This window comes from Planococcus beigongshangi, assembly GCF_016820495.1.
Taxonomy (GTDB): Bacteria; Bacillota; Bacilli; order Bacillales_A; family Planococcaceae; genus Planococcus; species Planococcus beigongshangi.
Window position 1 is genome coordinate 55,179 of sequence record NZ_JADHDU010000002.1, and the last position, 23,815, is coordinate 78,993.

General features: G+C 47.4%; 26 protein-coding genes. 19 read left to right on the plus strand and 7 right to left on the minus strand.

From position 1 onward, the window contains the following. Positions 1-38 precede the first annotated feature (38 nt). From IQ294_RS04360 to IQ294_RS04380, 5 genes are all read left to right on the plus strand, one after another. On the plus strand, positions 39-1,541 hold the full coding sequence (locus IQ294_RS04360; protein WP_203332812.1) for a carboxypeptidase M32: 1,503 nt from the start codon (positions 39-41) through the stop codon (positions 1,539-1,541). 181 nt (positions 1,542-1,722) lie between these two features. Next, on the plus strand, positions 1,723-2,298 hold the full coding sequence (locus IQ294_RS04365) for a lipoprotein BA_5634 family protein (RefSeq protein WP_203332813.1): 576 nt from the start codon (positions 1,723-1,725) through the stop codon (positions 2,296-2,298). 68 nt (positions 2,299-2,366) lie between these two features. Further along, positions 2,367-3,125 (plus strand): SDR family NAD(P)-dependent oxidoreductase, encoded by a 759-nt coding sequence (locus tag IQ294_RS04370; RefSeq protein WP_203332814.1) that lies wholly within the window; start codon positions 2,367-2,369, stop codon positions 3,123-3,125. A gap of 564 nt (positions 3,126-3,689) precedes the next feature. Further along, positions 3,690-7,271 (plus strand): dynamin family protein, encoded by a 3,582-nt coding sequence (locus IQ294_RS04375; protein ID WP_203332815.1) that lies wholly within the window; start codon positions 3,690-3,692, stop codon positions 7,269-7,271. 3 nt (positions 7,272-7,274) lie between these two features. Further along, positions 7,275-8,207, plus strand: coding sequence for a sulfurtransferase (locus IQ294_RS04380; protein WP_203332816.1), 933 nt, complete (start codon positions 7,275-7,277; stop codon positions 8,205-8,207). A 59-nt stretch (positions 8,208-8,266) separates the two neighbouring features. Here the strand turns inward: IQ294_RS04380 and IQ294_RS04385 are convergent, their stop codons facing one another. Further along, the gene (locus tag IQ294_RS04385) at positions 8,267-9,565 is read right to left on the minus strand and encodes a hemolysin family protein (RefSeq protein ID WP_203332817.1); all 1,299 of its coding nucleotides are present in this window, start codon (positions 9,563-9,565) and stop codon (positions 8,267-8,269) included. 182 nt (positions 9,566-9,747) lie between these two features. Between IQ294_RS04385 and IQ294_RS04390 the strand changes: the two genes are divergently transcribed. Genes IQ294_RS04390 through IQ294_RS04400 form a run of 3 tightly spaced genes read left to right on the plus strand, consistent with a single transcriptional unit; the run spans position 9,748 to position 12,288 of the window. Further along, complete coding sequence (locus IQ294_RS04390) at positions 9,748-11,322, plus strand: amidohydrolase (RefSeq protein ID WP_203332818.1); 1,575 nt, start codon at positions 9,748-9,750, stop codon at positions 11,320-11,322. A 1-nt stretch (position 11,323) separates the two neighbouring features. Then, positions 11,324-12,043, plus strand: coding sequence for an SDR family NAD(P)-dependent oxidoreductase (locus IQ294_RS04395; protein ID WP_203332819.1), 720 nt, complete (start codon positions 11,324-11,326; stop codon positions 12,041-12,043). A 35-nt stretch (positions 12,044-12,078) separates the two neighbouring features. Then, positions 12,079-12,288: a hypothetical protein gene (locus tag IQ294_RS04400; RefSeq protein WP_203332820.1), complete on the plus strand. Its 210-nt coding sequence runs from the start codon at positions 12,079-12,081 to the stop codon at positions 12,286-12,288. A gap of 61 nt (positions 12,289-12,349) precedes the next feature. Here IQ294_RS04400 and IQ294_RS04405 read toward each other — a convergent pair whose 3' ends face one another. Beyond that, a complete protein-coding gene (locus IQ294_RS04405; protein ID WP_203332821.1) occupies positions 12,350-13,150 on the minus strand; it encodes a TIGR00266 family protein in 801 nt (266 codons plus the stop codon). Positions 13,151-13,357: 207 nt separating this feature from the next. On the opposite strand from IQ294_RS04405, the gene IQ294_RS04410 reads away from it, so the two are divergent. The 4 genes from IQ294_RS04410 (at position 13,358) to IQ294_RS04425 (ending at position 15,583) form a co-directional block, all read left to right on the plus strand. Then, positions 13,358-13,615, plus strand: a complete 258-nt coding sequence (locus IQ294_RS04410) for a hypothetical protein (RefSeq protein ID WP_203332822.1) — start codon at positions 13,358-13,360, stop codon at positions 13,613-13,615. 191 nt (positions 13,616-13,806) lie between these two features. Then, complete coding sequence (locus IQ294_RS04415; RefSeq protein WP_203332823.1) at positions 13,807-14,013, plus strand: hypothetical protein; 207 nt, start codon at positions 13,807-13,809, stop codon at positions 14,011-14,013. A 41-nt stretch (positions 14,014-14,054) separates the two neighbouring features. Then, on the plus strand, positions 14,055-15,065 hold the full coding sequence (locus IQ294_RS04420) for a S66 family peptidase (RefSeq protein WP_203332824.1): 1,011 nt from the start codon (positions 14,055-14,057) through the stop codon (positions 15,063-15,065). Positions 15,066-15,082: 17 nt separating this feature from the next. Beyond that, positions 15,083-15,583, plus strand: a complete 501-nt coding sequence (locus IQ294_RS04425; RefSeq protein WP_203332825.1) for a GNAT family N-acetyltransferase — start codon at positions 15,083-15,085, stop codon at positions 15,581-15,583. Positions 15,584-15,803: 220 nt separating this feature from the next. On the opposite strand, the gene IQ294_RS04430 is transcribed toward IQ294_RS04425, so the two are convergent. The 4 genes from IQ294_RS04430 to IQ294_RS04445 all read right to left on the minus strand — a co-directional run bounded on the left by IQ294_RS04430 (position 15,804) and on the right by IQ294_RS04445 (position 17,527). Beyond that, positions 15,804-16,121: a hypothetical protein gene (locus IQ294_RS04430; protein ID WP_203332826.1), complete on the minus strand. Its 318-nt coding sequence runs from the start codon at positions 16,119-16,121 to the stop codon at positions 15,804-15,806. A 16-nt stretch (positions 16,122-16,137) separates the two neighbouring features. Further along, positions 16,138-16,347: a hypothetical protein gene (locus IQ294_RS04435; RefSeq protein WP_203332827.1), complete on the minus strand. Its 210-nt coding sequence runs from the start codon at positions 16,345-16,347 to the stop codon at positions 16,138-16,140. A gap of 98 nt (positions 16,348-16,445) precedes the next feature. Beyond that, entirely contained in the window at positions 16,446-16,835 is a 390-nt protein-coding gene (locus IQ294_RS04440; RefSeq protein WP_203332828.1) for a ribonuclease HI family protein, read from the minus strand. 2 nt (positions 16,836-16,837) lie between these two features. Then, on the minus strand, positions 16,838-17,527 hold the full coding sequence (locus IQ294_RS04445; RefSeq protein ID WP_203332829.1) for a queuosine precursor transporter: 690 nt from the start codon (positions 17,525-17,527) through the stop codon (positions 16,838-16,840). A 145-nt stretch (positions 17,528-17,672) separates the two neighbouring features. Between IQ294_RS04445 and IQ294_RS04450 the strand changes: the two genes are divergently transcribed. Continuing rightward, positions 17,673-17,867 carry a zinc-finger domain-containing protein gene (locus tag IQ294_RS04450; RefSeq protein WP_203332830.1) on the plus strand — a complete coding sequence of 65 codons (195 nt, stop codon included), beginning with the start codon at positions 17,673-17,675 and terminating at the stop codon, positions 17,865-17,867. Between the two features lie 58 nt (positions 17,868-17,925). On the opposite strand, the gene IQ294_RS04455 is transcribed toward IQ294_RS04450, so the two are convergent. Next, positions 17,926-18,135, minus strand: a complete 210-nt coding sequence (locus IQ294_RS04455) for a cold shock domain-containing protein (RefSeq protein ID WP_203332831.1) — start codon at positions 18,133-18,135, stop codon at positions 17,926-17,928. Positions 18,136-18,289: 154 nt separating this feature from the next. Between IQ294_RS04455 and IQ294_RS04460 the strand changes: the two genes are divergently transcribed. The 6 genes from IQ294_RS04460 to IQ294_RS04485 all read left to right on the plus strand — a co-directional run bounded on the left by IQ294_RS04460 (position 18,290) and on the right by IQ294_RS04485 (position 23,803). After that, positions 18,290-18,925, plus strand: a complete 636-nt coding sequence (locus tag IQ294_RS04460; protein WP_203332832.1) for an HD domain-containing protein — start codon at positions 18,290-18,292, stop codon at positions 18,923-18,925. Then, positions 18,922-20,805: an ABC-F family ATP-binding cassette domain-containing protein gene (locus tag IQ294_RS04465; RefSeq protein ID WP_203332833.1), complete on the plus strand. Its 1,884-nt coding sequence runs from the start codon at positions 18,922-18,924 to the stop codon at positions 20,803-20,805. The genes IQ294_RS04460 and IQ294_RS04465 overlap by 4 nt, the downstream gene beginning before the upstream one ends. Positions 20,806-20,899: 94 nt before the next feature. Then, positions 20,900-22,033 carry a virulence factor gene (locus IQ294_RS04470; protein WP_203332834.1) on the plus strand — a complete coding sequence of 378 codons (1,134 nt, stop codon included), beginning with the start codon at positions 20,900-20,902 and terminating at the stop codon, positions 22,031-22,033. Between the two features lie 166 nt (positions 22,034-22,199). Then, on the plus strand, positions 22,200-22,499 hold the full coding sequence (locus tag IQ294_RS04475) for a hypothetical protein (RefSeq protein ID WP_203332835.1): 300 nt from the start codon (positions 22,200-22,202) through the stop codon (positions 22,497-22,499). A gap of 96 nt (positions 22,500-22,595) precedes the next feature. Next, a complete protein-coding gene (locus tag IQ294_RS04480; protein WP_238942653.1) occupies positions 22,596-23,030 on the plus strand; it encodes a BrxA/BrxB family bacilliredoxin in 435 nt (144 codons plus the stop codon). Then, positions 23,030-23,803, plus strand: coding sequence for a class I SAM-dependent methyltransferase (locus tag IQ294_RS04485; RefSeq protein ID WP_203332837.1), 774 nt, complete (start codon positions 23,030-23,032; stop codon positions 23,801-23,803). The genes IQ294_RS04480 and IQ294_RS04485 overlap by 1 nt, the downstream gene beginning before the upstream one ends. Positions 23,804-23,815 lie beyond the last annotated feature (12 nt).

Below are 23,815 nucleotides of genomic sequence, written 5' to 3' on the forward strand. Positions count from 1 at the left end.
CATGATATAATAGTCCCGTTAACTAAAGGGGGAGCTATATGTCGATCGAAAAAAAATTTACAGACCATATGAAAAAAATCAAGGCTTATAATGAAGCGACTTCACTTCTTTATTGGGACCTGCGCACGGGCGCGCCTAAGAATGGAGTTGATCTGAGATCGGAGACAATCGGAACGATTTCTTCAGATATTTTTATTATGTCAACTTCAGATGAATTCGGCAGCCTGCTTACCGAACTGGAAGAAAACAAAGACCAATTGGATCAGGTGATGCTGCGTTCTGTCGAGGAAGCCCGCAAGCAATATGATCTAAGCAAGAAAATTCCGCCTGAAGAATACAAGGAATTCGTCATTCTCCAATCCAAGGCTGAATCCGTTTGGGAAACTGCAAAGGATACAGCAGATTTTTCATTGTTCGAGCCATATCTTGAAAAAATGGTGGCGACGTCGAAAAAGATGATCGGCTATTGGGGCGAGAAGAATGGCAGTGCCTATAATACGCTGCTGGATCAGTACGAACCAGGCATGACGACAGAAATCCTGGATGAAGTGTTTGGCCAGCTGCGCAGCCGGATCATTCCGCTCGTGCAGAAGATCAGCGCCGCTTCAAGCAAACCGGAAACGGATTTCCTCTACAAGCCGTTTCCAAAAGAGGCACAGCGTGATTTCAGCAATGAACTGCTGGAACAGCTCGGCTATGATTTCAACTCAGGACGCCTCGATGAAACCGTGCATCCATTCATGATCGGCATCAATCGCCAGGATGTCCGCATTACGACGAAATACGATGAGAAAGACTTCAGGACAGCTGTTTTCGGCACGATCCATGAATGCGGCCATGCGCTGTATGAACAGAATATCGGCGAGGAGTTGAGCGGTACGTTCGTGGAGGACGGTGCTTCAATGGGCATCCATGAATCGCAATCCCTGTTCTTCGAGAATTTTGTCGGCCGCAGTGAGAAGTTCTGGGAAGCCAATTACGAGCTGCTGAAGAAATATTCACCTGAACAATTCGGTTCAGTGCCGCAGGAAGATTTTATCCGTGCGATCAACGAATCCAAACCGTCGCTGATCCGCATCGAAGCGGATGAACTGACTTATGCGCTTCACATCATGATCCGTTATGAACTGGAAAAAGGTTTATTCAATGGAGATTTGGAAGTGAAGGATCTGCCGCAGCTGTGGAATGATAAATATGAGGAGTATCTCGGGGTGCGCCCTTCGAATGACGCTGAAGGGGTTCTGCAGGATGTCCACTGGGCAGGGGCGAGCTTCGGTTATTTCCCGTCTTATGCACTTGGTTATATGTATGCGGCCCAGTTCAAGAATGCCATGCTGAAAGATCTGCCGAATTACGACCAACTGCTTGCTTTAGGCAATGTTGCACCGATCCGTGAATGGCTGACGGAAAAAGTCCACCGCCATGGCTCGATGAAGAAGCCGCTTGAAATATTGGAAGAAGCGACGGGCGAAGGATTGAATGCGGATCATTTGGCGAAATACCTGGAAGAGAAGTATTCAAAAGTTTATCAATTGGTTTAGCTCTAAAATGTCAGAGCCTGTCCGGCTGCAGCCGGACAGGCTCTTTTTCTTCATGACGAAAATGTAAGGTTGCCGTCATCTAAAGACGACGCTGTATTTTCCTGACTATCCTATACTGATGTTAACACTCCGGTGGCAGACGCCGAGTGAATCGTAAATTACAGTACAGGGAGAGATTCTTATGAAGAAAAAAGCATTATTGATGGTATCGGCATTTTTAGGGGTTATGGCATTGACGGGGTGCAGTCTGTTTGAGACAGCGAATGGCATCATTCTGTATGGAGATGAAGAAAAAGTTTTGAGTTCACTTGAGGAAGAGCATAAAGGGCAAGTTGAAAAAGATTCATTCTCTGTGAAAATCATTGAAGCGGACGAAAAAAGTACTTTGGTCATGGACGAGCCAACTGCCGAAATCCTGATGGAAAAGGAATTGCTGAAGAAAGTGTCCGGAGACGATGCAAAAGCGATTTCAGAACTTCCGGAAACTATTCAGGGTGAGGGCGTTTTATTCGCCAAGACTGAAGAGGATGCAAATGGCCTCGATGGGCTGGAGCTTGCGACTAAATACGAAGGCAATATCATCATCGGTGATGGCCGGGTATATGTCGACAGATTCCTTGTGGTTACTGCAGATGATTTCCAAGGGATTGAAGGCATCGATAAAGCGATTGGGGTAATCCAGTACAAAAAAGATCCGGACGGTATTGGTGCGTTTGGAGTGGACAAGGAACAACTGGTGAGAATCGGTGAAAAATAATACCGGTTTTTAAACCGGCGGGGCAATTTACCGAATCTTCGCTTATAATAGAAGCGGAGGGGATTAACTTGTTGAAATCATTCAGTCTAGAAGGAAAAACCGCGATTGTTACGGGTGCAGGGAAAGGCATCGGAGAAGCCATTGCGCGAGCGGTGGCGGAAGCGGGAGCGAATGTCATGCTCGTAGCCCGTACGGAGGAAGACCTGAAGCATGTAAAAGAAACCATCGGCAATGACCGAACAGAATATGTAATGGCAGACATTACCGACCGCAGCCAGATCCAGGCAGCAGTGGAAAAAACGATGGAACGTTTTGGGTCGATCGACATCCTGGTCAATAACGCCGGGATGAATATCAGGTCGAAATTGCTGGAAGCGACGGATGAGGAATGGCATAAGATCATGGATACGAACGCACACAGTGTCTTCATGTTTTCACAGGAAGCGGCGAAGAGAATGCAGAACGGCGGTTCCATCGTCAACATCAGTTCGGTGGGCGGGGAACGCGCACTCAAAACCGGTGTCGTCTATGCGGCTTCAAAAGCGGCGATCATTCAGATGACCCGCGTCATGGCCATGGAATGGGGCGAAAAGAATATTCGCGTCAACGCAATCGGCCCCTGGTATTTCCGTACGCCTCTGACAGAGAAACTGTTAAGCGATCAGGATTACCTGGATTCGATCCTGGCTGTGACCCCGATGAAACGTGTCGGAGATTTACCGGAAGTGGCGACGCCGGTCGTCTTCCTGGCTTCAGATGCATCCAGCTACATCACCGGCCAGACACTGTTTGTCGACGGCGGCATGTCGATTCATGGGTTTTCGTAAGAAAAGCGACGGCACCCGCTCAGCTCTGACAGGCATAAGGCGGATCAGCAGAGTGGCGTCCTTGGCCACGGCAGCTGAGCTGGCTTATGACCCGAAGAGCTGGGTCGCCGGAGTCTGGACAAAGAAAAGCGACGGCACCCGTTCCTGTTAAGCTGAAAACATCTCTTTCATCATTGGGAGGGATGTTTTCAGCGTGTTAGAAAGAAATAAAGGGGAGTAATCAATATTCGCAACAAAGCTTCACTTTTCAAAACCCGTGCTTGGACCATCTCGTCCGAGTGGATTTCAACACTTCGTTGCTTTTCACATATTTTGAAATGGATCCGAGCAAAGGAGCGCGACCGGACGGAGCGGAGCAATAAGACGAGTGCTCTTCTCGGCTTATTGCGTAAGCTGAGTCCAAAGCGACGAAGCGACATATCTATATTGATTCTTCGGTTCAACTTATACGTTTACTTTCTCGAAAATTTTTTGACATCCCCTCCTTAATTGGAAGGGATGTTTTTCGTTTATCGTTATAAATGGTATGATAAAAGCAGTACAAGATGAAGGAGATTCCTGAATATGACAGCTTTGGAACACCAGAAAGAATTAATCGAAACAGCACGCCTGCACAGCATCTTTGAAGATAACGATGATAACGACCGTGCAGCGAAAGCGAAACTGTTCGGGAGGAAGATCCTGAAAAATCAATTCATCATCGGTTTCGCCGGGCATTTCTCTTCCGGCAAATCATCCATGATCAATGCGTTGACAGGTGAAACCCTGTTGCCATCAAGCCCGATTCCAACCAGCGCGAATATCGTCAATGTGCATAAAGCTGAAAAAGATTTTGCCATTGTAAATAAGACTGCAGGGAAACCGGTTTATTTCCCCGAAAACTACGATTTCGACGCGGTTAAACAATATTGCAAGAGCGGAGATGTCACTCAAATCGATATCGGACACAGGGACTCAGTCCTGCCGGAAGGCGTCAGTGTCATGGACACTCCGGGAGTGGATTCCACAGACGACGCCCATAGGCTGTCGACAGAATCGGCCCTGCATATTGCGGATATGGTGTTTTATGTCATGGATTATAACCATGTCCAATCCGAATTGAATTTCAATTTCACAAAAGACCTGCAAAAATACACAGATTTGTATTTGATCGTAAACCAAATCGATAAACATCAAAACAGCGAATTGTCATTTGCCGATTTCAGGAAGTCAGTGGAAGATTCCTTTGCTGCCTGGGGTGTTGAGCCAAAAGGGATATTCTTCACATCGCTGCGCGATTTTGATCTGGAAGGCAATGATTTCGAAAAGGTGAAAGGCCTTGTGTCCTCTTCCATGGAGGGCTGGCAGGGAAATGTCGGAAAGGCAGCTGAATCTGCTTTATCCCAATTGAAAGATGAGCACCTCAATTACCTGGAAGACGAAAAATCGGAAAGGCTTGAAGCATTTTCCTCTGTTCTCAGTCCGGAGGAATGGGAAGCGCGTGAAGAGCTTAAAAATGAGACGGACCGGGTCGAACGGAGGCTTTCAGTCCAGGATTTTACAAGCTGGAAAAAGGATTTCGAGAAAAACCGCAAAGAATTGCTGGAAAATGCCAATATCATGCCCTATGAATTGCGCAATGCCTTAAGTTCTTATCTGGAATCGATGCAATCCGATTTTAAAGTGGGCATGCTGTTCAGCGGGAAAAAGACGGAAGCGGAACGAAACGCTCGCCGTCAGGAAGTCGAAGAAAAATTAGCGGCTGTCATCCCATCACAGATCACGGTGCATTTAAAGCGATTGATGAAATCCGCTCTCAGGGATGCCGGTTTATTGACCGATAAAGAGTCACTCGCCATTGATGATATGGAACTGAAATTACCGTTTTCGATTGTGGAAGGCCAGTTGCCGAAAGGCATATTGATCACAGGGGACACCGTTCTGAATTTCGCGAATACGCTGACTGTCGCCATACAGCGCTGGTTCATAAAAGAAACGGAAAGCTGGAAGAACGCTCAGGAAGGAAAATTCGATTCCCTTCCTGAAGATGCCGGAACGGAAATCGGCATGAAAGCGGAAAACCTGAACCAGAAATTATTGGCGATCCAAACCCTCGAAGAAATGGAAGAGAAAATATCCAAGGTCAAACGTGCATTTTCTGCCATGCTGCCGAACCAAAAGAGCAAGGCTGAGGAACTGGTGCAGCAATGGCAAAGTGAATTTCAGGCCTCTGCAGCTGATATGATCCAATTTGAGCCATCCATGCTTGAGGCTGCTGATGAAATTGAAGAGCGGGAAGAAGCTGATGTTCAAAAGCCGGTCATCAATTTGCAGGACGAAAATGCTGTCATCCAGCGTGCAAGGACGACGGCTGCGGCACTTGGACCGATCAGAGGATTCGAAGAAACAGCAGAATACCTGAAAAGAAAAGCAGGCAGACTTGATGGCCAGGAATTCACTATTGCGTTGTTCGGTGCGTTCAGTGCCGGAAAATCTTCATTTTCGAATGCCTTGATGGGAGAAAGCGTCTTGCCGGTATCACCGAATCCGACCACCGCGACGATCAACCGGATTCGTCCAGTGACGGAAGAACATCCGCATGAAACAGCTGATGTGCGCTTGAAGACGGTACAGCAAATGACGGATGACGTCCGGAATTCATTCGAAATCTTTAACATGAAAGTTTCGACGTTGGATGACGCTTTCCGCAAAGCGGAACAATTGCCGGAAGCGACTGTCCCTGAACAACAGGTGCATAAATCATTTATCGATGCCTTCCGTGCAGGCTACCGTGAATTCAAAGACAATCTCGGGAAAACGATCCGCACGGACAGGAAAGAATTCGGTTTATATGTGGCAAAAGAAGAGCGCAGCTGTTTTGTCGATGAAATCGATTTTTATTACGATTGCGAGCTGACCCGGAGCGGCGTCACTCTTGTCGACACACCAGGTGCCGATTCGATCAACGCGCGTCACACGAATGTAGCATTCGAATATATCCGTAATGCGGATGCCATCCTGTTCATCACGTATTATAATCACGCCTTTGCCCGTGCAGACCGGGAATTCCTTATTCAGCTGGGAAGAGTCAAAGATGCCTTCGAACTGGATAAGATGTTCTTCATCGTCAACGCGATCGACCTTGCACAGAACAATGAGGAAAAAGAATCTGTCGAAACATACGTAAAAGAAGAATTGCAGCGCTTCGGCATCCGTTTCCCACGGCTTTTCGGCGTCTCCAGCCTACAGGCATTAAAGGATCGCCAAGCTTCCGGAATGCAGGATTTTGAATCGGCGTTCCAGCATTTCCTGAAAGACGAGCTGAAAGGGATGGCGGTGCAGTCACTTGCAGAGGAAGAGCAAAAAACGGTGGACCGCTTTCGGTCGCTGATTGAACATACTGATGCCAATATGGCACGCAAGGACGAGCGGCTTGAAGAGTTGAACGGTCTTGAACAATTGATCCGCCGGCAGTTTGCCGATTCTCCCGCCCCTGTGATGATCAAAGAATCGGCCCATGAATTGAATGAATTGCTGTATTATGTCCACCAGCGCGTGTTCTACCGTTTCAATGACTTTTTCAAGGAATCCTTCAATCCATCGCTGTTTGCAGGTAAATCTGCACAGCAGGCCCTAACGATGGCTTTGCATGACATCGTGGAAATGACCGGCTTTGATTTCGGGCAGGAAGTCCGTGTGACGAACTTCCGGTTGGCACAGCAGATAACCAGGGCGATCGAAAACCGCTTCCGTGAAGAAACAGAAAAATTGCGGGCCCATAACGCGGAATTTTCATTTACGCCATACGAAGTGGAAGAGGCGGTTATGCTGGAACCAGGCAAAGCGTTTACAGGTGCCGATTATTCAGCTGTAAAATCCTATTACCGGAACAATAAAAGCTTTTTCGAGAAAAATGAAAAAGAGAAATTACGTGATGCCCTGCAAAACCTGATGGAACCGGATGCGGGTGCGTATTTGGAAAAAGAAAAGTCAAAGTTGATGGAATGGGCGGAATTCTGGATCGAACAGGAAGCGGAAGGACTGAGGCAGCATATCATCCGCCAAGGGACAGACCAGATCGATTCTGAACGGACATTGCTTCAACAGGAAGAGAAATTGATCCAATGGAAGAAAATTTATGCGAATTTGAAAAGCGAAAGGGTGTAGGACATGAATGTATTCATTGAGACCTTAAACACGGAGAACCATCGCTGGATAGATGTCCGCTATGAAATGGGCAAGCCGGAGGAAGGGCGCCGCCTCTATGACCAGGAACATATCAAAGGCGCGGTTTACTGGGATCTGGAAAAAGATCTGAGCGATATGGAGTCTGAAGCCGGACGCCATCCTATGCCGTCGAAAGAACAATTGGAGCATTTGATCCGCAAGAGCGGTCTGACAGCCGGCGACAGCATTGTCGTTTATGACCAGGGCGGTTCACCTTATGCTGCGAGAGCATGGTGGCTGTTGAAATATTGCGGTTTTGAAAATGTTTTCATCAGCAAGTGCGGATTCACGGAATTGAAGGAAAAAGGTGCGGCAGTCTCGGCAGAAATTCCTGACTATCCGGAAAGCGAATGGACGCCGGATTTCAATGAAGACATTTATGCGGACCGCCAATACGTGAAGAACATCATCAAAGGCGAGGAGCTCGGACTCCTCCTTGATGCCCGTTCCCCTGAGCGCTATGCAGGGATCGAAGAACCGATCGACCGGGTCGCCGGAAGGATTCCGGGCGCCCGTAATTTTGACTGGAGCCAGCTAATCCTTGGCGGCAAGCTTGACAGCGGGGTGGATTTCTCTGCAGTCGGGCAGCCCCATGAACCGATTGTTGTTTACTGCGGCAGCGGTGTTACAGCTGCACCGCTATATGCGATGCTCGCTGAAAAAGGGTTTACGTCATTGAAACTTTATACGGGCAGCTATTCCGACTGGATTGCAGATCCGGAAAATGAAGTCGAAATTGACCGGGACATCCAGCCGGCAGCTTCAGACGACGATAGCCGTGCAATTTTGGCGAAGCTTATCGAAGAAGGCTACAGCGGTGAAATGCTGATGAAGAAATTCGAATACGAGAAGTCGCTGCTGCAGGAAAAAGAGTAGAGTGCATTATCAATGAATGCAAAAGGCATATCGGATTTTTTCCGATATGCCTTTTTCTTTTATTCTTTTTTCTCCAGCTGCAGCCGGATGATCTGGTGGTTTTCCATTTCCATTACCGTAATCTTATGTCCCGGCAAATCGACTGAGCCGCCCTCGCTGATATCTGTATTCATCAGCTGCACCCAGCCCCCGATGGTGTCCACATCTTCACTGTCGTAGAAATTCAGCGCAAAGCGGTCTTCCAGTTCAGACAGCAGCACGCGGCCATTCAACAGGTAGCGGTTTGCATCCAGCATTTTGATTTCGTCTCTTTCATCTTCATCGAATTCATCCCGGATTTCCCCGACAATTTCCTCGAGTATATCTTCCATGGTAATGACGCCTGCTGTTCCGCCGTATTCATCGACGACGATCGCCATGTGGACATGCTCTTTTTGCATTTTAACAAGCACGTCCTGAATCGGTGCCATATCATGCACAAAAGGAAGATCATGGAGCGCGATGCTTTTTTTCAAATCTTTTTGCTGCGTATAGTTAGTCAGCATTTCCTTCACGTTGATGAAGCCGATGATATCATCTTTATCTCCTTGTTCTGTCACAGGATAGCGTGTGTATTGATGTTCATGTACAATCCCCATCAGATCGCCATGATCCATTTGAAGGGAAATGGTTTCCATCTGGGTTCGCGGAATCATGATATCTTTTGCCATCCTCTCATCGAACGAAAAGATATTCTGCATATAAGAAAGTTCCGTCTGATTGATTTCGCCGCTGTTATAGCTTTGTGTCATGATGACTTTCAGGTCTTCTTCCGAATGCCCCTGTTCGTGGCCGTCGACTTTGATCCCGAATATACCGAGCGCACCTTTCGAAATGGACTGCAAGAGCCGGATGGCGGGCTGCATGATGCCGCTGAAGATATAAAGCGGCCATGAAACAAGTAAAGCTGCGCTTTCAGCCTTTTGTATGGCGATCATTTTGGGGACCATTTCACCGATCACGACATAAAGGAAGGTGATGAGTAGAAATGCCGCGGAGAATGAAGCGAATGTCGCAGCCGTTTCATTGAAATTCATCACTTTGAATAATGGCTGAAGTAGCCGTTCGATTACAGGCTCACTTAGCCAACCGAGACCCAGGGCCGTCAGCGTAATGCCGAGCCTGCAAGCGGTCAGGTGGAAATCGAGATTGTCCATGAGCCGTTTTGTAATTACGGCTTTTTTATTGCCTTCCGATATCAATTGATCGATCCGGGAAATGCGGACTTTAATAAGGGAGAATTCCGCTGTTACAAATAATGCCGACAGCGAGATCAATAAAGCCATGATTGATAATGTGATGATTAGTATACTGTCCAATAGATCCTCCCGTTTAAGGAGGTTCACCTCTGCTTTCCAAATATTAACCAGTATATCATAAAATCGATCCGAAAAAGGTCACCGCAGATTGCAGGCCACAGGAAAATTCAGAAAATAAGCCAGAGATTTATTGAATATATGAAGATTTCAACTTATGATTAAAACAGAAAAGGAGTGAGTCGATGGAAAAATTGTTATGGCATGGCGGCAAAATTTATACAATGGCGGCAGAAGGCGAGACAGTCGAAGCTGTGTTGGTTTCTGGCGGGAAAATAGAGGCAACGGGAACAGTGGAAGAACTGGAAGGGAAGGCTGACCGGGAAATCGACCTGAAAGGGAATGTCCTTTATCCAGGATTTGTGGACAGCCATATGCATATGATCGGGCATGGCCAGAAATTGATGCGGGTCGATCTGTCGAAAATCGAAACATCTGAAGAGATGAAGCAGCAATTGATCGAGTCTACCGCATCGCTTGGGAAGGACGAGTGGTTTATCGGAGAAGGATGGAATGAAAATAATTTCCCTGACCGCAAGATTTTCCACCGGCTGGAGCTGGATGAAATCTCAGCTTCCCCGATGATGCTGAAACGCGTCTGCCGGCATGCCGTACTGGCAAATTCCAGCGCGCTCGCCCTTGCAGGCATTACGAAAGATACACCGGATCCTGAAGGCGGCTTGATCGTACGGGATGCTGACGGCGAGCCGACAGGCTATCTGCTGGATGCTGCCCAGGAAATAGTGGCGGACATTGTACCCGAACAGAGCATAGAAGAATTGACGCGCACGCTTCAATCGTCTGTCGATGATCTTCTGGCACTGGGTTTGACGGGTGCACATACGGAAGATATGGGAAGTTACGGCCATTATACGAAACCTTTGCAGGCGTTCAAGAATGTGTTAGGCAAAGAAACGAAGTTCCGGGCTCATCTGCTGCGGGCGCATAGTGCGTTTGAGGAAATGATGGAAAATGCGGCTTATCTGGAACCGTTCGTGGATCCGGGTCCGATGAAGATCTTTGCGGACGGCTCCATCGGTGGGCGCACAGCTTTACTCAGCAAACCATATAATGATGACCCTTCCACAAGCGGTGTGGCCATCCATTCGGACGACGGGCTGAAACGCCTTGTTTCCATCGCCCGGAAACACGGGGAAGCAGTTGCGATCCATGTAATCGGCGACCTGGCTTTGGAGAAGGCGCTCGACGCCATTGAAGCTTACCCAGTGCCGGCTGGCAAGCGGGACCGGCTGATCCATACGATGGTCCTGCGTGAAGATCTGGTTGAGCGCATGGAACAGATAAATGTGGTTCTTGATCTGCAGCCAAGTTTCGTAAGTTCCGATTTTCCTTGGGTGATCGAGCGCCTCGGAGAAGATCGGCTTGACTGGGCTTATACCTGGAAGAAGCTGATCGGCCGCAAACTCATCTGCGCGGGTGGCTCGGATGCACCGATTGAAGAAGTGGATCCTAAGCAGGGGATCTATGCGGCAGTAACGCGGCGTAAACCATATGAAACGCACGAAGGATACATGCCGGAAGAAAAATTGAGCCGCTTCGAAGCAATCGGCCTTTATACCACCGGCAGTGCTGCAGCGATTTGCAAAGAAGATTCGAGGGGCATGGTCAAAGAAGGTTATGACGCTGATTTCACTGTTTTTGACCGGGATCTGTTTGAGGGCAATGAAGAACAATTGCTCGAAGCGCAGGTCGAGCTGACCGTTGTAGCTGGAGAAATTATGTTTGAAAGGAGACAGTGATTTGGAGACCTATATCATTACTGGAGCTTCAAAAGGAATCGGCCTCGCCCTCAGTGGAGTGCTGGCCAGGAAGGGACATCAAGTTTTGGGGATTGCCCGGACTTTTCAGGGAGGCTGGCCAGGCAATAAACCATTTGAATTTGATTTGCTGAATACGGACGAGATTCCGGCATTGATCAAAAGGACATTTTCGGAAATACCGGCGGATACTAAAAAAGTGGTGTTGATAAATAATGCAGGCACCGTGGCGCCGATCGGCTTTGCCGGAAAGAACAGGGCTGAAGACATAAACCGGAGCGTAACCCTGAATCTGACAGCCCCGATGGTCACGACTGCTGCATTTATCCAAGAGACGGCAAACATTTCCATTGAAAAAGCCATCATCAATATTTCATCCGGAGCAGGGCGGAACGCTTACGAGGGCTGGAGCGCTTATTGCGCAGGAAAAGCGGGTCTTGATCATTTCAGTTCGGTGGTTGAAAAAGAATATGAGGACATTAAAGTGATTTCAGTGGCACCTGGAATCATAGATACTGATATGCAGGCACAAATCAGATCCAGTTCCGATACGGATTTCCCTCTGCTGGCGTATTTTAAAGACTATAAGGCTAAAGGCAGGCTGAGCACACCGGATGAGACCGCCGAGAAATTGGTCCAGCTTATGGAAAGAACTGATTTTCGAGAGCTGAATACAATAGCAGACATCAGGGATTTCGATTAAATTTTCAAACGGATGAATCAGAAAGGAGCATGGACATGACTAAATTCCCTTCCAATATCCTGGAGTTGCTTGCAGATGCCGATCAAGCGGGAGTGAATATGGCCAGCCCAAAAGCGGTGGTCACTCATTTACTGGCACATGGAGAAAAAGAGAATATCCTATTTTTCTATAAGCCGAACAGTGTCGAATTCGATTTTGATAAATACAACGAAGCAGTGGAACTCATGAAAAAGCAGAAAAATTAATGAAAAAGCATCCCGACAGCCAGTTTTCTGGCTGATCAGGATGCTTTTTTTGAGCGGATTCCTATCTTCCGCCAAGAATGTCGAATAAACCTCCGGCGGCACTGCCTTCCCCCTGTGAACGGCCGGCCGGATTTTGTGGAGCAGCTGCAAAGACTTTACTGGCAAGGCGGCTGAAAGGCAGCGACTGGATCCAGACACTGCCAGGTCCTTTCAAGGTTGCGAAGAAAAGTCCCTCGCCTCCGAAAAGTGCCGTTTTGATCCCTGGAACCGTTTCGATGCTGTAATCGACATCAGCCGTCATCGCCACAAGGCAGCCCGTATCCACGCGGAGCGTTTCGCCTTTTTGGAGATTCTTGCGATACAGCGTTCCGCCGGCATGGATAAAAGCCATCCCGTCTCCTTCCAATTTCTGCATGATGAATCCTTCACCGCCAAAAAAGCCGGTTCCCAGTTTCCGCTGCAATTCGATGCCGATGGATACTCCTTTAGCGGCAGCCAAAAATGCATCTTTCTGACAGATCACCTTGCCGCCCAGCCGGCTGAGATCCAGCGGTACGATTTTACCGGGATAAGGGGAAGCGAAAGAAACGGTCCGTTTGCCGACGCCTTTATTTGTGAAAGCTGTCATGAATAAACTTTCCCCTGTCAGGATCCTTCTGCCGGCCCCGAACAATTTCCCCATGACACCGCTGCCGGAACTGCCGGCGGAGCCATCCCCGAATATCGTTTCCATCGCAATGCCGTCTTCCATCATCATGAATGCCCCGGCTTCAGCAATCACTGTCTCATTTGGATCCAATTCAATCTCTACAAACTGCATGTCGTCGCCGTACAATTTAAAGTCGATTTCGTGATTATTCATCCTGATCCTCTCCTTTTTGAATTATGGTTATTTCTACTATATAAGTAAATCTGAAATAAGAGAATGTCTTTTTATAAAAACTTGATGAATCCATTGAAAACGTCTTGAGAAAAATGACTGCTGGAGTAAGCATTTTCCTGGCAATGTATCGAATGTTCAAAAAACATGGTAAACTAATAGAAAATCTTCAGAAAAAGAGGGGAAGACATGGGGAATGTTCTGTCCGTAGCCATAATTGTGGTCGCAATATTTGCAGCGTATGCATTAAAGAAATTTTATGACCGCCCGTATATCGTGAATTTTGCACTGACGGCGATGCTGGCGCTGATTGTCATCCGGACACTGATGCTCCAGCCGATAACCGGATTGGGATATGCCGCGATCATCATATGCACCGTAGCCTCTATTTTTCAGGCGGTGCTTGGCGTAAAAAGCTATAAGTCGTCCGGACAGGTCCAGGCATAAAATCAGGTCCCGCAGCGGGATCTTTTTTTATCTAATAAATGCTGTTGTTAAGAAGAATCAGCTGATCTTGATGTTTTTATGATCAATTTATTCGAATTGTTAGAAAGTGGGTCTTTCGCATCTCCTGAACTTCAGTATAATGAATACTATCAAGCGTAGGTCAGGTATTTATAAGACTGAGGAGGGGTAAGATGGAGCTACGGAGAAGCAGGAAGGATTTCCGCCGGACAAAAAATCATAAGGACACAGGCTTGTCATACGGTGTCGCGAATATGGACGGTAAATCAACGGATCGTGAAGCTAATAGATTTCTCGACTTTTTAATGCAGTCGTTTTTATTTTTGCTCGGCGGAATCATTCTTTGCGGAATGCTTTTGGCTTTATTGACGATTACATAATTTGACTGAATCAGCTGACTTGAACAGAAAGGAATGAGCTTATGATCCGTTATCCGGCACCCATCATAAAAACAATCGGAATCACGGCACCTTCTTCGGGCGTGGAACAGGAGCTTCACCATCTGCTCGAAAGGGCCATCAGCCACCATAAGGAAAAAGGCTATAACTTTAAAGTGGGCGAAACGGCTTGGACACAGCATGATGCTAAATCTGCAGCTGCGGAAATTCGGGCAGCCGAATTGATGGACATGCTGACGGATGAGGGGATTGATGCCGTCATACCCCCGTGGGGCGGTGAATTGCTGATAGAGATACTGGAGTTTTTGGATTTCAGTAAAATGGAGCCGAAGTGGATCATGGGCTATTCCGATGTCAGCATGCTGCTATTGGCGATTACACTGAATACAGGAATTGCTACAGCCCACGGTACGAATATCATCGATTTAAGAGGACCTGAAATCGATGGCACAACAGCCAAATGGATTGATGTGCTTCTGACTGCTGCGGGTGAAGAAATTATCCAGGCCTCATCCGATAAGTATCAAAAGAAGTGGGAGCATGCCAATCCCTCTCCGGAAGTCTTTCATCTGACAGAAAAAACGGTCTGGAAAACGACCGGGGCCGCCCGTCTCAAATTTGAAGGCAGGCTTCTCGGCGGCTGCATCGATGTGATCCATCATCTGGCAGGGACGCCGTTTGGGAGGGTTGCTTCATTCAGGGAACAGCACATCCCGGGTGAACCGGTCGTTTGGTACCTGGAAAACTGTGAAATGTCTGTAGCTGATCTGAAACGCTCGCTGACACAGATGAAGTATGCAGGCTGGTTTGAAAACTGTGCGGGCATCATGTTCGGCAGAAGCCCCGCCAATCATCCGACAGAAACGTATACTGTGGAAAAAATGTACAAAGATTTGGAGCAGGAGCTCGGGATACCGGTCATCTATGACATTGACTGCGGGCACATGCCGCCCCAGATCATCTTTGTCAATGGAGCTTTTGCCCAAGTTGAATTCAATGAAGGAAAAGCGGAAATCACACAAAAATTCATCTGAAAAGGATGTTCAAATGGATGGAGATAAAAATTCTTACACCGCAGGATGCGGAAGCCTATTATATCTTAAGGCTGGAAGCATTGCTCAATAGCCCGGACTCATTTGCGACTTTATATGAAGACGCCCTCGACAGCCCGATCGAGAAGACGCGGGCTAACCTTGCTTCGGACCATGCGGTGACTTTCGGGGCATTCGCAGATGGCAAGTTGATCGGTAATATGACCCTGATCAGGCAATCGATCCCAAAGATGAGGCACAAAGCGACAATCGTAGCCGTCTACGTATCACCGGCCCATCGGAGAAAAGGAATCGCGGATCGGCTGATGGAGGAATTATTGGCTTATGCAGCGCGTTGGGAAGGAATCGAACAGCTGGATCTCATGGTCGCATCTGAAAACCTTCCGGCAAGGAATTTATATCTCAGGTTCGGCTTTGAACACTACGGTACAGAAGTCCGTGCGATGAAGAGCGGAGACCGGTATATCGATGAAGATTTAATGGTGAAATTTCTGAACTAGCGTAGTAATCGAAAAAGCGCAGCGATTTTTCGCTGCGCTTTTTGATATGGCTAAAAGTATTGGCCTGTTTACGTCCTGACCATTCTGCTTTGCATCAATGCAGCCTGTTATGGCATATCAGGAAAAGACGTGATAAAATCCGTTTTTTCATCTGATGATTCCCTCTTCTTCCATAAGAGTAGAATAAACCAAAAAATAAGTGAGAATGAAAAAACAGGCCTTAATCCTGGGCCTGTTTTTTGCCTTGCATGATGTCCATGATGACGAGTCCTGCCGTAATGCCGAGGAAGATATTGATGAACAGCGGTTCAAGAAATTGATCCCGGAATATGAAAGCGACAGTCAACACATAAAAAGCGCCTTGCGCAATTTTGGCGGTCGATGGGATTCTGTCTTTCGGATACCGGAGACGGGCAAGCTGGAATACGATAAATGAAAGAAGGAGCACCAAAAAATGCGGCCAGTACAGATTATCAACTATATTATTGACAACGGCGTAAACGAATAATGGAATCAGATAAAAAAGAATGGAATTCACAAAATCACCTTTCCGGTTACTTTCTCATACTATCCTGCTGCTTGTTATTATACAGCGCATATAAATTGTAAATCGAAAAAATCACTGCAAGTGTCACGATAATGATGGAAATGATCGGATATGCCGACGGACCGCTCTCCATTATTTGGATGATACGGGTGTAAATGATCCAGGGTCCGATGACCAGGATGAAAATATCAAGTGCTGTGCCTAATTTGGTTCTCATGTACTTCCTCCAGTTGTATGGCTTATGCTCTTCTCATCTTATCAGAAAAAGAAGCGGTCCGGTCGTGAAATGGGAAAGTTTCAGGTGATGGTGCCCTTTCATCTATTAGCCCGGAGAGCCGTACCGGCCAAATCATGCGCTGCCCGGTTCTGGGAATCGGGTATCCATTTGATAAAACAATAAGAGAAATTTTTTGAAAGGTTCAGGGCTTCTTCGAGAAGCGGTTTGTAAAGCGGATTTTTGATGAATTCCTTTTCAAAAGCATCGGCCACAACTTTGGAATCCGATTTCACCGATACCATTTCTGAGGTCAATCCAGCAGCAAGTTCAAGCCCTTTGACCAAAGCAGTGAACTCAGCTGTATGATTGTCCATTTCTCCGACAAATTCATTCCATTTGATCAATTGCCCTTCTCCCCGGATAAAAACACCGACAGCACTGACTTTGGGAGATCCCGCGGTTGCGGCATCGACAAACACTTCAAGCATGTCTACACCTTCTTTTCATCAAGTGGGGTAATCCATTTCGCGATATAGCCAAACGGGGTATCCATCACCGAAACGATAAACTTCAGAACATAAGTGGATATGAAAATCTGCAGCCACACGTCGAACGGAAAAACACCGTAAAAAGCGATGCTGGTGAAAATCAGCGTATCGAGCAACTGGCTTATTAACGTCGAACCATTATTGCGTATCCAAAATTGATTGTCTTTCGGGAAGATTTTCCGAAGAGCCGCAAAGATCAGGACATCGATATGCTGGCTGGCGAGATAGGCGATCATGCTGGCAATAGCTATCTGCGGGACGAGACCGAATATGGTTTCGAGTGAGCCATGGGCAAAATCACTGTCATCGGCGATGAATTTCAATCCGAATTGCATGGCGATGACCATGACAAGCAGGGAAGTGAAACCGAGCCATACAGCTTTTTTGGCTTCTTTTTTACCATACTTCTCGTTCAGGATATCTGTAGCAAGAAAGGTCGAAGCATAGAGGCTGTTTCCAAGGGTCGCCGTCAGCCCGATGATTTCGATCGTTTTTGTGACCTGGATATTGGCAAGGATCGTGGACATTGCCACCCAGGCGAACAATCCCGTCTTGCCGAAAACCTTATACATGATGATGAGCATTGCAAAATTGGCCACGGCAAAGCCGAGGCCCCAGAATTCATTGAACAAATTGATTTCCTCCTTAGTTTTGGTAAAGCGGGAGTTCACGAACCGCTTGGATACTAAATATCCTTTGACAGTATAACTATTATTGGAATAAATAACAAACAAGTAGTAAAATGAAAAAACGGCAATTCTATTAAGAGGTGACTGCGTGAATAAAACATCGATTATCAATGAAATAGATGAAATGCTGACTGCGTATTGCGAAGGATGTTTCGTCAAAGCGCAAATTCGCAAAGACAACGGGAAAACGGCCGCACACCGTTTTTGCATCAGCAACTGTACAATTGGGACACAGCTGCAATTTTTGGGCAATGAACTGAATAAGCACGGCAACAAAAAATAAAAAAGCAGGAACGGACAATCCCGTTTCTGCTTTTTTTGTGATTATTTTTAAGTTGAAATTATTCCGAGTCCAGCTGGACTACATTTGCGGCTTGAGGACCACGATTTCCGTCAATAATCTCGAATGAGACGGGTTTGCCTTCCTGCAATGTGCGAAAACCTTCGCCGGTGATACCTGTAAAGTGGACGAACACGTCATCGCCATCATTATACTCGATGAAACCATAACCTTTTTCTGCGTTAAACCATTTGACCGTTCCTTGGTGCATGCACGTTCCCCCTCAGTATTGAGTACTTTCGTGGTACCATTAATATAGTACTAATGGATGGCTTATACTATACACGAAGCCCGTCAAACCGTCAATTTGATGTGGGTGCGGCTTAAACGGGAGACAATTGCCAGGGCATGGAAGGAGAGCTGATATGTCAAAAACTATTATTGAAAAATGCAAAACACAGGTAAAAACGATTTATGATACTTTCGATGCGAGCCATGACTGGCAGCATATTGAACGGATGCTCCACAATGCTGCAGAAATTATGGAAAATGAATCTGCAGACCGGTTTGTAGTGGAGCTTGCGATCCTGCTGCACGATGTCTCCGATCCGAAATACTGTAAAGAAGGTGAAAATCCTGAAGAAGAGATCCTCTCTTCTTTGTCTCTTCCTGAAGATCAGCAGAACCTGATAAAGCGGATCATCCGCCAGGTTTCCTTCAAAGGCGGCAACGGGGAGGCGCCTGCAAGCACCGAAGCGAAGATTGTCCAGGACGCTGACCGGCTGGATGCCATCGGTGCAGTCGGGATTGCCCGGACATTTGCATATGGCGGAGCAAAAGGGCGCAGTCTTTATGACTGGTCAGAAAGACCAAGAGCTGAAATGACGGAAGAGGAATACCGAAACAAGCCGACGAGCAGCGCGACTCATTTTTATGAAAAGTTATTGCTGTTGAAAGACCGCATGAATACGGAGACAGGGAAGCAAATAGCTGATGAACGCCATCAATTTATGCTATCCTTTTTAGAGCAACTTAAAAAAGAAACGGATGGTAATGCATGAGCCACTTAAATATTACGAAACTGACCAAGACGGTCGGAGCCAAAACTTTATTCAAAGATGTTGAATTTACGTTATATCCTGGAGACCGTGCCGGATTGATCGGAGTCAACGGAACAGGCAAGTCGACATTGATGTCGATCATTGCCGGAGAAATGGATGCGGATTCGATTGCAATGGATCATCCGAAAAAATATGACATCACCTATTTGAAGCAGGAGCCGGAATTCGATGAATCGCTGACTGTGCTCGAGACGGTCTTCTCAGGCGATTCACCGATCCTGCAGCTTAACCGGTCATATGAAGAAGCGCTGAAAAACATGATGACCGATTCCAGTTCAACTGAACTTCAGGATGAACTCATGAAAATCCAGGAAGGCATGGAGCGTGAAAACGCCTGGGATATCAACGCCCTGGCAAAAACCGCGCTGACGAAACTGGGCATCGATATGTACGATCAGCCGATAGGCGAATTATCAGGCGGCCAGCGTAAGCGTGTCGCTTTGGCGAAAGCTCTGATCGAGCCGGCAGACCTGATCCTGCTGGATGAGCCGACCAACCATCTGGACGCCCTGTCCACTGAATGGCTGCAGGAAACTTTGCTGCGCATGAATTCGGCCATGCTATTCGTAACGCATGACCGGTATTTCCTGGACGCGGTATCGACGCATATCTTTGAGATTGCGGATCAGACGATGTATACACATAAAGGGAATTACGGCGATTACCTTGAAAACCGTGCCCTGCGGGAAGAGATGGCTGCCGCTTCACAGCAAAAGCTTGAAAACCGTTTCCGTTCTGAATTGAAATGGATCCGCCGCGGAGCGAAAGCACGGTCGACCAAACAGAAGGCCAGAATCCAGCGCTTCGACGAAATAAAAGAGAATGTGCAGAAAGAAAATGACAACACTTCATTGGAACTGTCTATGCAGAGCCAGCGTCTTGGCAAAAAAATCATCGAAGGTGAAAATCTCGGCATGTCTTTTGGCGACAAACATATTTTCAGCGGATTCGACTTCCTGTTGCAGGGAGGAGACCGCATAGGTATCGTCGGACCGAACGGCGCAGGGAAATCCACTCTGATGAAATTGATTTCGGGGGATTACGAGCCGACAGAAGGCACACTGGAATACGGCAGCACGGTCAAAATCGCCCATTTCACACAGCACCTTCCGGAGATGAATGAAAACCAGCGCATGATTGAATATATCCAGGAGATCTCGAATGATTACGAAGCGGCAAAAGGCGTCCGTCTGTCAGCCACCCAAATGCTGGAGCGCTTCCTGTTTCCTTCGAATGGCCACGGCACACAAATTGGCAAATTATCAGGTGGGGAGCGCAAGCGGCTATACTTGTTGAAGCTGCTGATGGAACAGCCGAATATCCTGTTGCTGGATGAGCCGACAAACGATCTCGATATCCAGACTCTCGGTGTCCTGGAAGACTTCCTCGAGAACTTCCCGGGCGTCGTGCTGACGATTTCGCATGACCGCTTTTTCCTTGACCGCATCGCACATAAGCTATGGACGACCGGTACGGGCAAAATTGTGGAATACCAGGGCCTCTATTCGGAATTCATCAAAGAAAAGCCAGGCGCGTTAACGGAAGACAATAAAATTCCGGTAGAAGCCCTGTCACCGGAAAAGCCGAAAGCGGCGCCGAAAAAGAAGATGACCTATAAAGAACAATTGGAATACGATACGATTCTGGAAGATATCTCTTCTTTGGAATCAAAAATTGAAGAGCGCGAGAAAGAAATGGCGGCAGCAGGTGCGGATTACGATAAACTGCGGACACTGACTGCGGAAATCGATGACCTCACAGCACAATACGACGCCAAACTTGAACGCTGGACTTATCTTCAGGAGCTGGCTGAGGGGTAAAAACGCAAACTGATATAAATTGTCTTACAAAACCTGCGGAATCGATATTTCTGGCAGAAACTTTTAGAGATCATATTAACAGGGGGGATTTTTTGTGAAAATCAAAACGATTGAACCTACACCAAGCCCGAATACGATGAAAGTGATCATCGATCAGGAATTGCCATTTGGGAAAAGCCATAATTATAATACGGGCAATCTGGAAGGGGCGCCCGCTGAAATCCAGGCGATCCTCGCGATCGAAGGGGTCAAGGGTGTGTATCATGTTGCAGATTTCCTTGCAGTGGAACGCATCGCCAAATTCGGCTGGGAAAATATTCTGGCAGACGTACGGAAAGCGCTGGGGGAGAACAGTGAAGGCCCTGGTGCTGAGATTGAATTGGATGAGCATTACGGCGAAGTCTATGTACATGTACAGGAATTCAAAGGCATCCCGCTGCAGGTGAAAGTCTTCGACAACAGTTCGGAACAGCGATTTGGCATGCCTGAGCGGTTTGTGGCGGCAATGAGCATCGTCATGGACCCGACGGAAGAAAATTATCTGCTGCAGCGCAAATGGGCAGATTACGGCGTACGCTACGGTGAAAAAGAAGAAATCGGAAAAAATGTGGTTGAGGAAATCGAAGCTGCTTATCCCCAGGAGCGCCTGGATGCCCTCACACAAACAAAAGATGCGGAGGAACAGGCAGAAGCAGTTCGCGGCCGCAAAGTAACTGTGGCGGAATTTGACGCACCTGACTGGGAAACGAGATTCCAGTTGCTTGATCAGATGATCGAAGCCGACCTGGAAGATCTGCCGCTTCTCGGCAAGGCACTTGATGACGAGAAGATGTCTATCCGCCGGCAGGCTGCGATTTATCTCGGAGATATTGACGATAAAGCAGTTGTTCCCTATGTTGAACACGCGATGCGAGATAAAAGCTGGGCAGTGCGCAGAACTGCTGGCGATACGATCAGTGATTTGGGCTTTGAAGAGTTCGAACCGATCATGATCGAAACATTGAAAGACAAAAACAAGCTTGTCCGCTGGCGTGCGGCGATGTTCCTTTATGAAACGGGAACAGAAGCTGCGCTGCCCGCTTTGAAAGAAGCGGAAAATGATCCGGAATTTGAAGTGAAACTGCAGATCAAAATGGCGATCGCCCGGATTGAGCAGGGTGATGAAGCGGAAGGCTCAGTATGGAAACAGATGACAGAAGCGCGGCAGGCAATGAAAGATCAAAAATAAAAGGTGAAGTTGTTCCAAAGCCAGCGGCAAGCTATGCCGCTGGCTATTTTTTTATTGCCGTAACCCCAGTTTTACTGAAGCAGGATGTTTTCGGGTAAGCATAAAGAGGTATTAGCTTTTGAAACAGCTTTTATCTCTAAGCGAGAATTTCAAGGAGGGATTTCGGATGGAAGGGAATATATTTTCGATTGAAATAATTTACCAGGGGAAGTACGAATCGTGGGATTTCAGAAATGAAGTTGCGCGTGATGAACTCTACGATAAAATTCTGGAGAAATTCAATTCACATGCAATAGCTGATAAGGAAAGCGACGTGGATGATACCCAGATCCTGCAATTATCCGCCACAAGCCTGAAGATCAAGGAAGACGGTGAAGTGGATCAGCAAGTTCCTTATGAATGGTATGATGCAGACCAATTTGAGGAGCTGCTTTCCTATATTAATAATGAATATCCTAAATATTAGAACGGTATGCATGAAATCACCCAAGCTATCCGTTAGAATAGAAGAAGAGACTCCCGGGTTATCCGGGAGAGTATAAACGATAAGGTGGTAAATGTGATGAATGCATACGATGAATATATGAAAGGCATTGTTACACCGATGCGCAAGGAATTGACAGATCACGGGTTCAAGGAATTACTGACTGCAGATGATGTCAATGCACATGTCAGCGAAGCTACCGGAACGACTCTTGCGGTCATTAACTCGGTCTGCGGATGTGCGGCCAGCCTTGCACGCCCCGGCGTTATCGAAGCGCTGGAGAAAGCGGCAGTAAAGCCCGATCATCTGGTGACGGTTTTTGCTGGACAGGATAAGGAAGCGACTGCGCAGATGCGCAGCTATTTTGAAGATGTCCCGCCTTCTTCACCGTCGATCGCAGTATTGAAAGACGGCCAGCTAGCCCATTTCATCCCGCGTGAACAGATTGAAGACCATTCGGTAGAGCACATCCGTGACCAATTGGCGCAGGCTTTGGAGCAGGTTGCAGAATAATGGGGACGGTCGTCACTACTGCATACCGGCCGACTGCAAAGACGATCGCTGATGCGGAGCGGATAGCTGCAGATTTAGGGATTCCTTTCATCAGCCGCAACAAACGGCCGATTGAAGCTTTGCATATGGAGGAACGATCGGATGTAATCGTGGCAATGAATGAGCGGCTTGAGCTTTACCCTTTGGGAAAAGCGGAGCCGTTCTTTTTTCATCCGAATTCAGCAGCGTTCCGTACCAAACGTCCGCTGGCATCAGATCCGCTCATTGAAATCTCAGGTTTACAGCCGGGTGAACGTTTTCTCGACTGCACACTCGGAATGGCTTCCGATGCGCTCACGGTCTCACAGTGGCTTGGAGCTGGCGGGAAAGTAGTGGGCTGTGAAAGCAATCCGATCATCGCCTTCATTATCAAGGAAGGGCTGAAGAGCTACAGCATGATGCCGCATCTGACAGAGGCTATGCAGCGGATCGAAGTGGAAGCCGCTGATGCTGTTGAATACTTGAAGAGTCAGGAAGATGACAGTTTCGATGTCATTTATATGGATCCGATGTTTACAGAGGCGATTGCGGAATCATCGAATTTTTCCCCGGTCCGAAACACTGCCGATATGGGGCAGCTGACAGGGGAATGGGTAGCGGAAGCCAAGAGGGTTGCGCGCAGAGCCGTTGTCTTAAAAGCCCATTTCCGTTCAACGGATTTCGAGGCATTCGGTTTCAAGCGGCGCATCCGGCCGAATACGAAATTCCATTATGGGGTCATCCAGACCGGATGAAATAAAACAGCC

What these genes read in the sequence shown, in the direction of transcription:
- IQ294_RS04390 (WP_203332818.1), top strand. Translation starts at nt 9,748, where the DNA reads ATGGAAAAATTGTTATGGCATGGCGGCAAAATTTATACAATGGCGGCA.
- IQ294_RS04465 (WP_203332833.1), top strand. Translation starts at nt 18,922, where the DNA reads ATGAGCCACTTAAATATTACGAAACTGACCAAGACGGTCGGAGCCAAA.
- IQ294_RS04380 (WP_203332816.1), top strand. Translation starts at nt 7,275, where the DNA reads ATGAATGTATTCATTGAGACCTTAAACACGGAGAACCATCGCTGGATA.
- IQ294_RS04485 (WP_203332837.1), top strand. Translation starts at nt 23,030, where the DNA reads ATGGGGACGGTCGTCACTACTGCATACCGGCCGACTGCAAAGACGATC.
- IQ294_RS04475 (WP_203332835.1), top strand. Translation starts at nt 22,200, where the DNA reads ATGGAAGGGAATATATTTTCGATTGAAATAATTTACCAGGGGAAGTAC.
- IQ294_RS04410 (WP_203332822.1), top strand. Translation starts at nt 13,358, where the DNA reads ATGGGGAATGTTCTGTCCGTAGCCATAATTGTGGTCGCAATATTTGCA.
- IQ294_RS04415 (WP_203332823.1), top strand. Translation starts at nt 13,807, where the DNA reads ATGGAGCTACGGAGAAGCAGGAAGGATTTCCGCCGGACAAAAAATCAT.
- IQ294_RS04460 (WP_203332832.1), top strand. Translation starts at nt 18,290, where the DNA reads ATGTCAAAAACTATTATTGAAAAATGCAAAACACAGGTAAAAACGATT.
- IQ294_RS04420 (WP_203332824.1), top strand. Translation starts at nt 14,055, where the DNA reads ATGATCCGTTATCCGGCACCCATCATAAAAACAATCGGAATCACGGCA.
- IQ294_RS04425 (WP_203332825.1), top strand. Translation starts at nt 15,083, where the DNA reads ATGGAGATAAAAATTCTTACACCGCAGGATGCGGAAGCCTATTATATC.
- IQ294_RS04400 (WP_203332820.1), top strand. Translation starts at nt 12,079, where the DNA reads ATGACTAAATTCCCTTCCAATATCCTGGAGTTGCTTGCAGATGCCGAT.
- IQ294_RS04375 (WP_203332815.1), top strand. Translation starts at nt 3,690, where the DNA reads ATGACAGCTTTGGAACACCAGAAAGAATTAATCGAAACAGCACGCCTG.
- IQ294_RS04440 (WP_203332828.1), bottom strand. Translation starts at nt 16,835, where the DNA reads ATGCTTGAAGTGTTTGTCGATGCCGCAACCGCGGGATCTCCCAAAGTC.
- IQ294_RS04360 (WP_203332812.1), top strand. Translation starts at nt 39, where the DNA reads ATGTCGATCGAAAAAAAATTTACAGACCATATGAAAAAAATCAAGGCT.
- IQ294_RS04405 (WP_203332821.1), bottom strand. Translation starts at nt 13,150, where the DNA reads ATGAATAATCACGAAATCGACTTTAAATTGTACGGCGACGACATGCAG.
- IQ294_RS04480 (WP_238942653.1), top strand. Translation starts at nt 22,596, where the DNA reads ATGAATGCATACGATGAATATATGAAAGGCATTGTTACACCGATGCGC.
- IQ294_RS04455 (WP_203332831.1), bottom strand. Translation starts at nt 18,135, where the DNA reads ATGCACCAAGGAACGGTCAAATGGTTTAACGCAGAAAAAGGTTATGGT.
- IQ294_RS04365 (WP_203332813.1), top strand. Translation starts at nt 1,723, where the DNA reads ATGAAGAAAAAAGCATTATTGATGGTATCGGCATTTTTAGGGGTTATG.
- IQ294_RS04435 (WP_203332827.1), bottom strand. Translation starts at nt 16,347, where the DNA reads ATGAGAACCAAATTAGGCACAGCACTTGATATTTTCATCCTGGTCATC.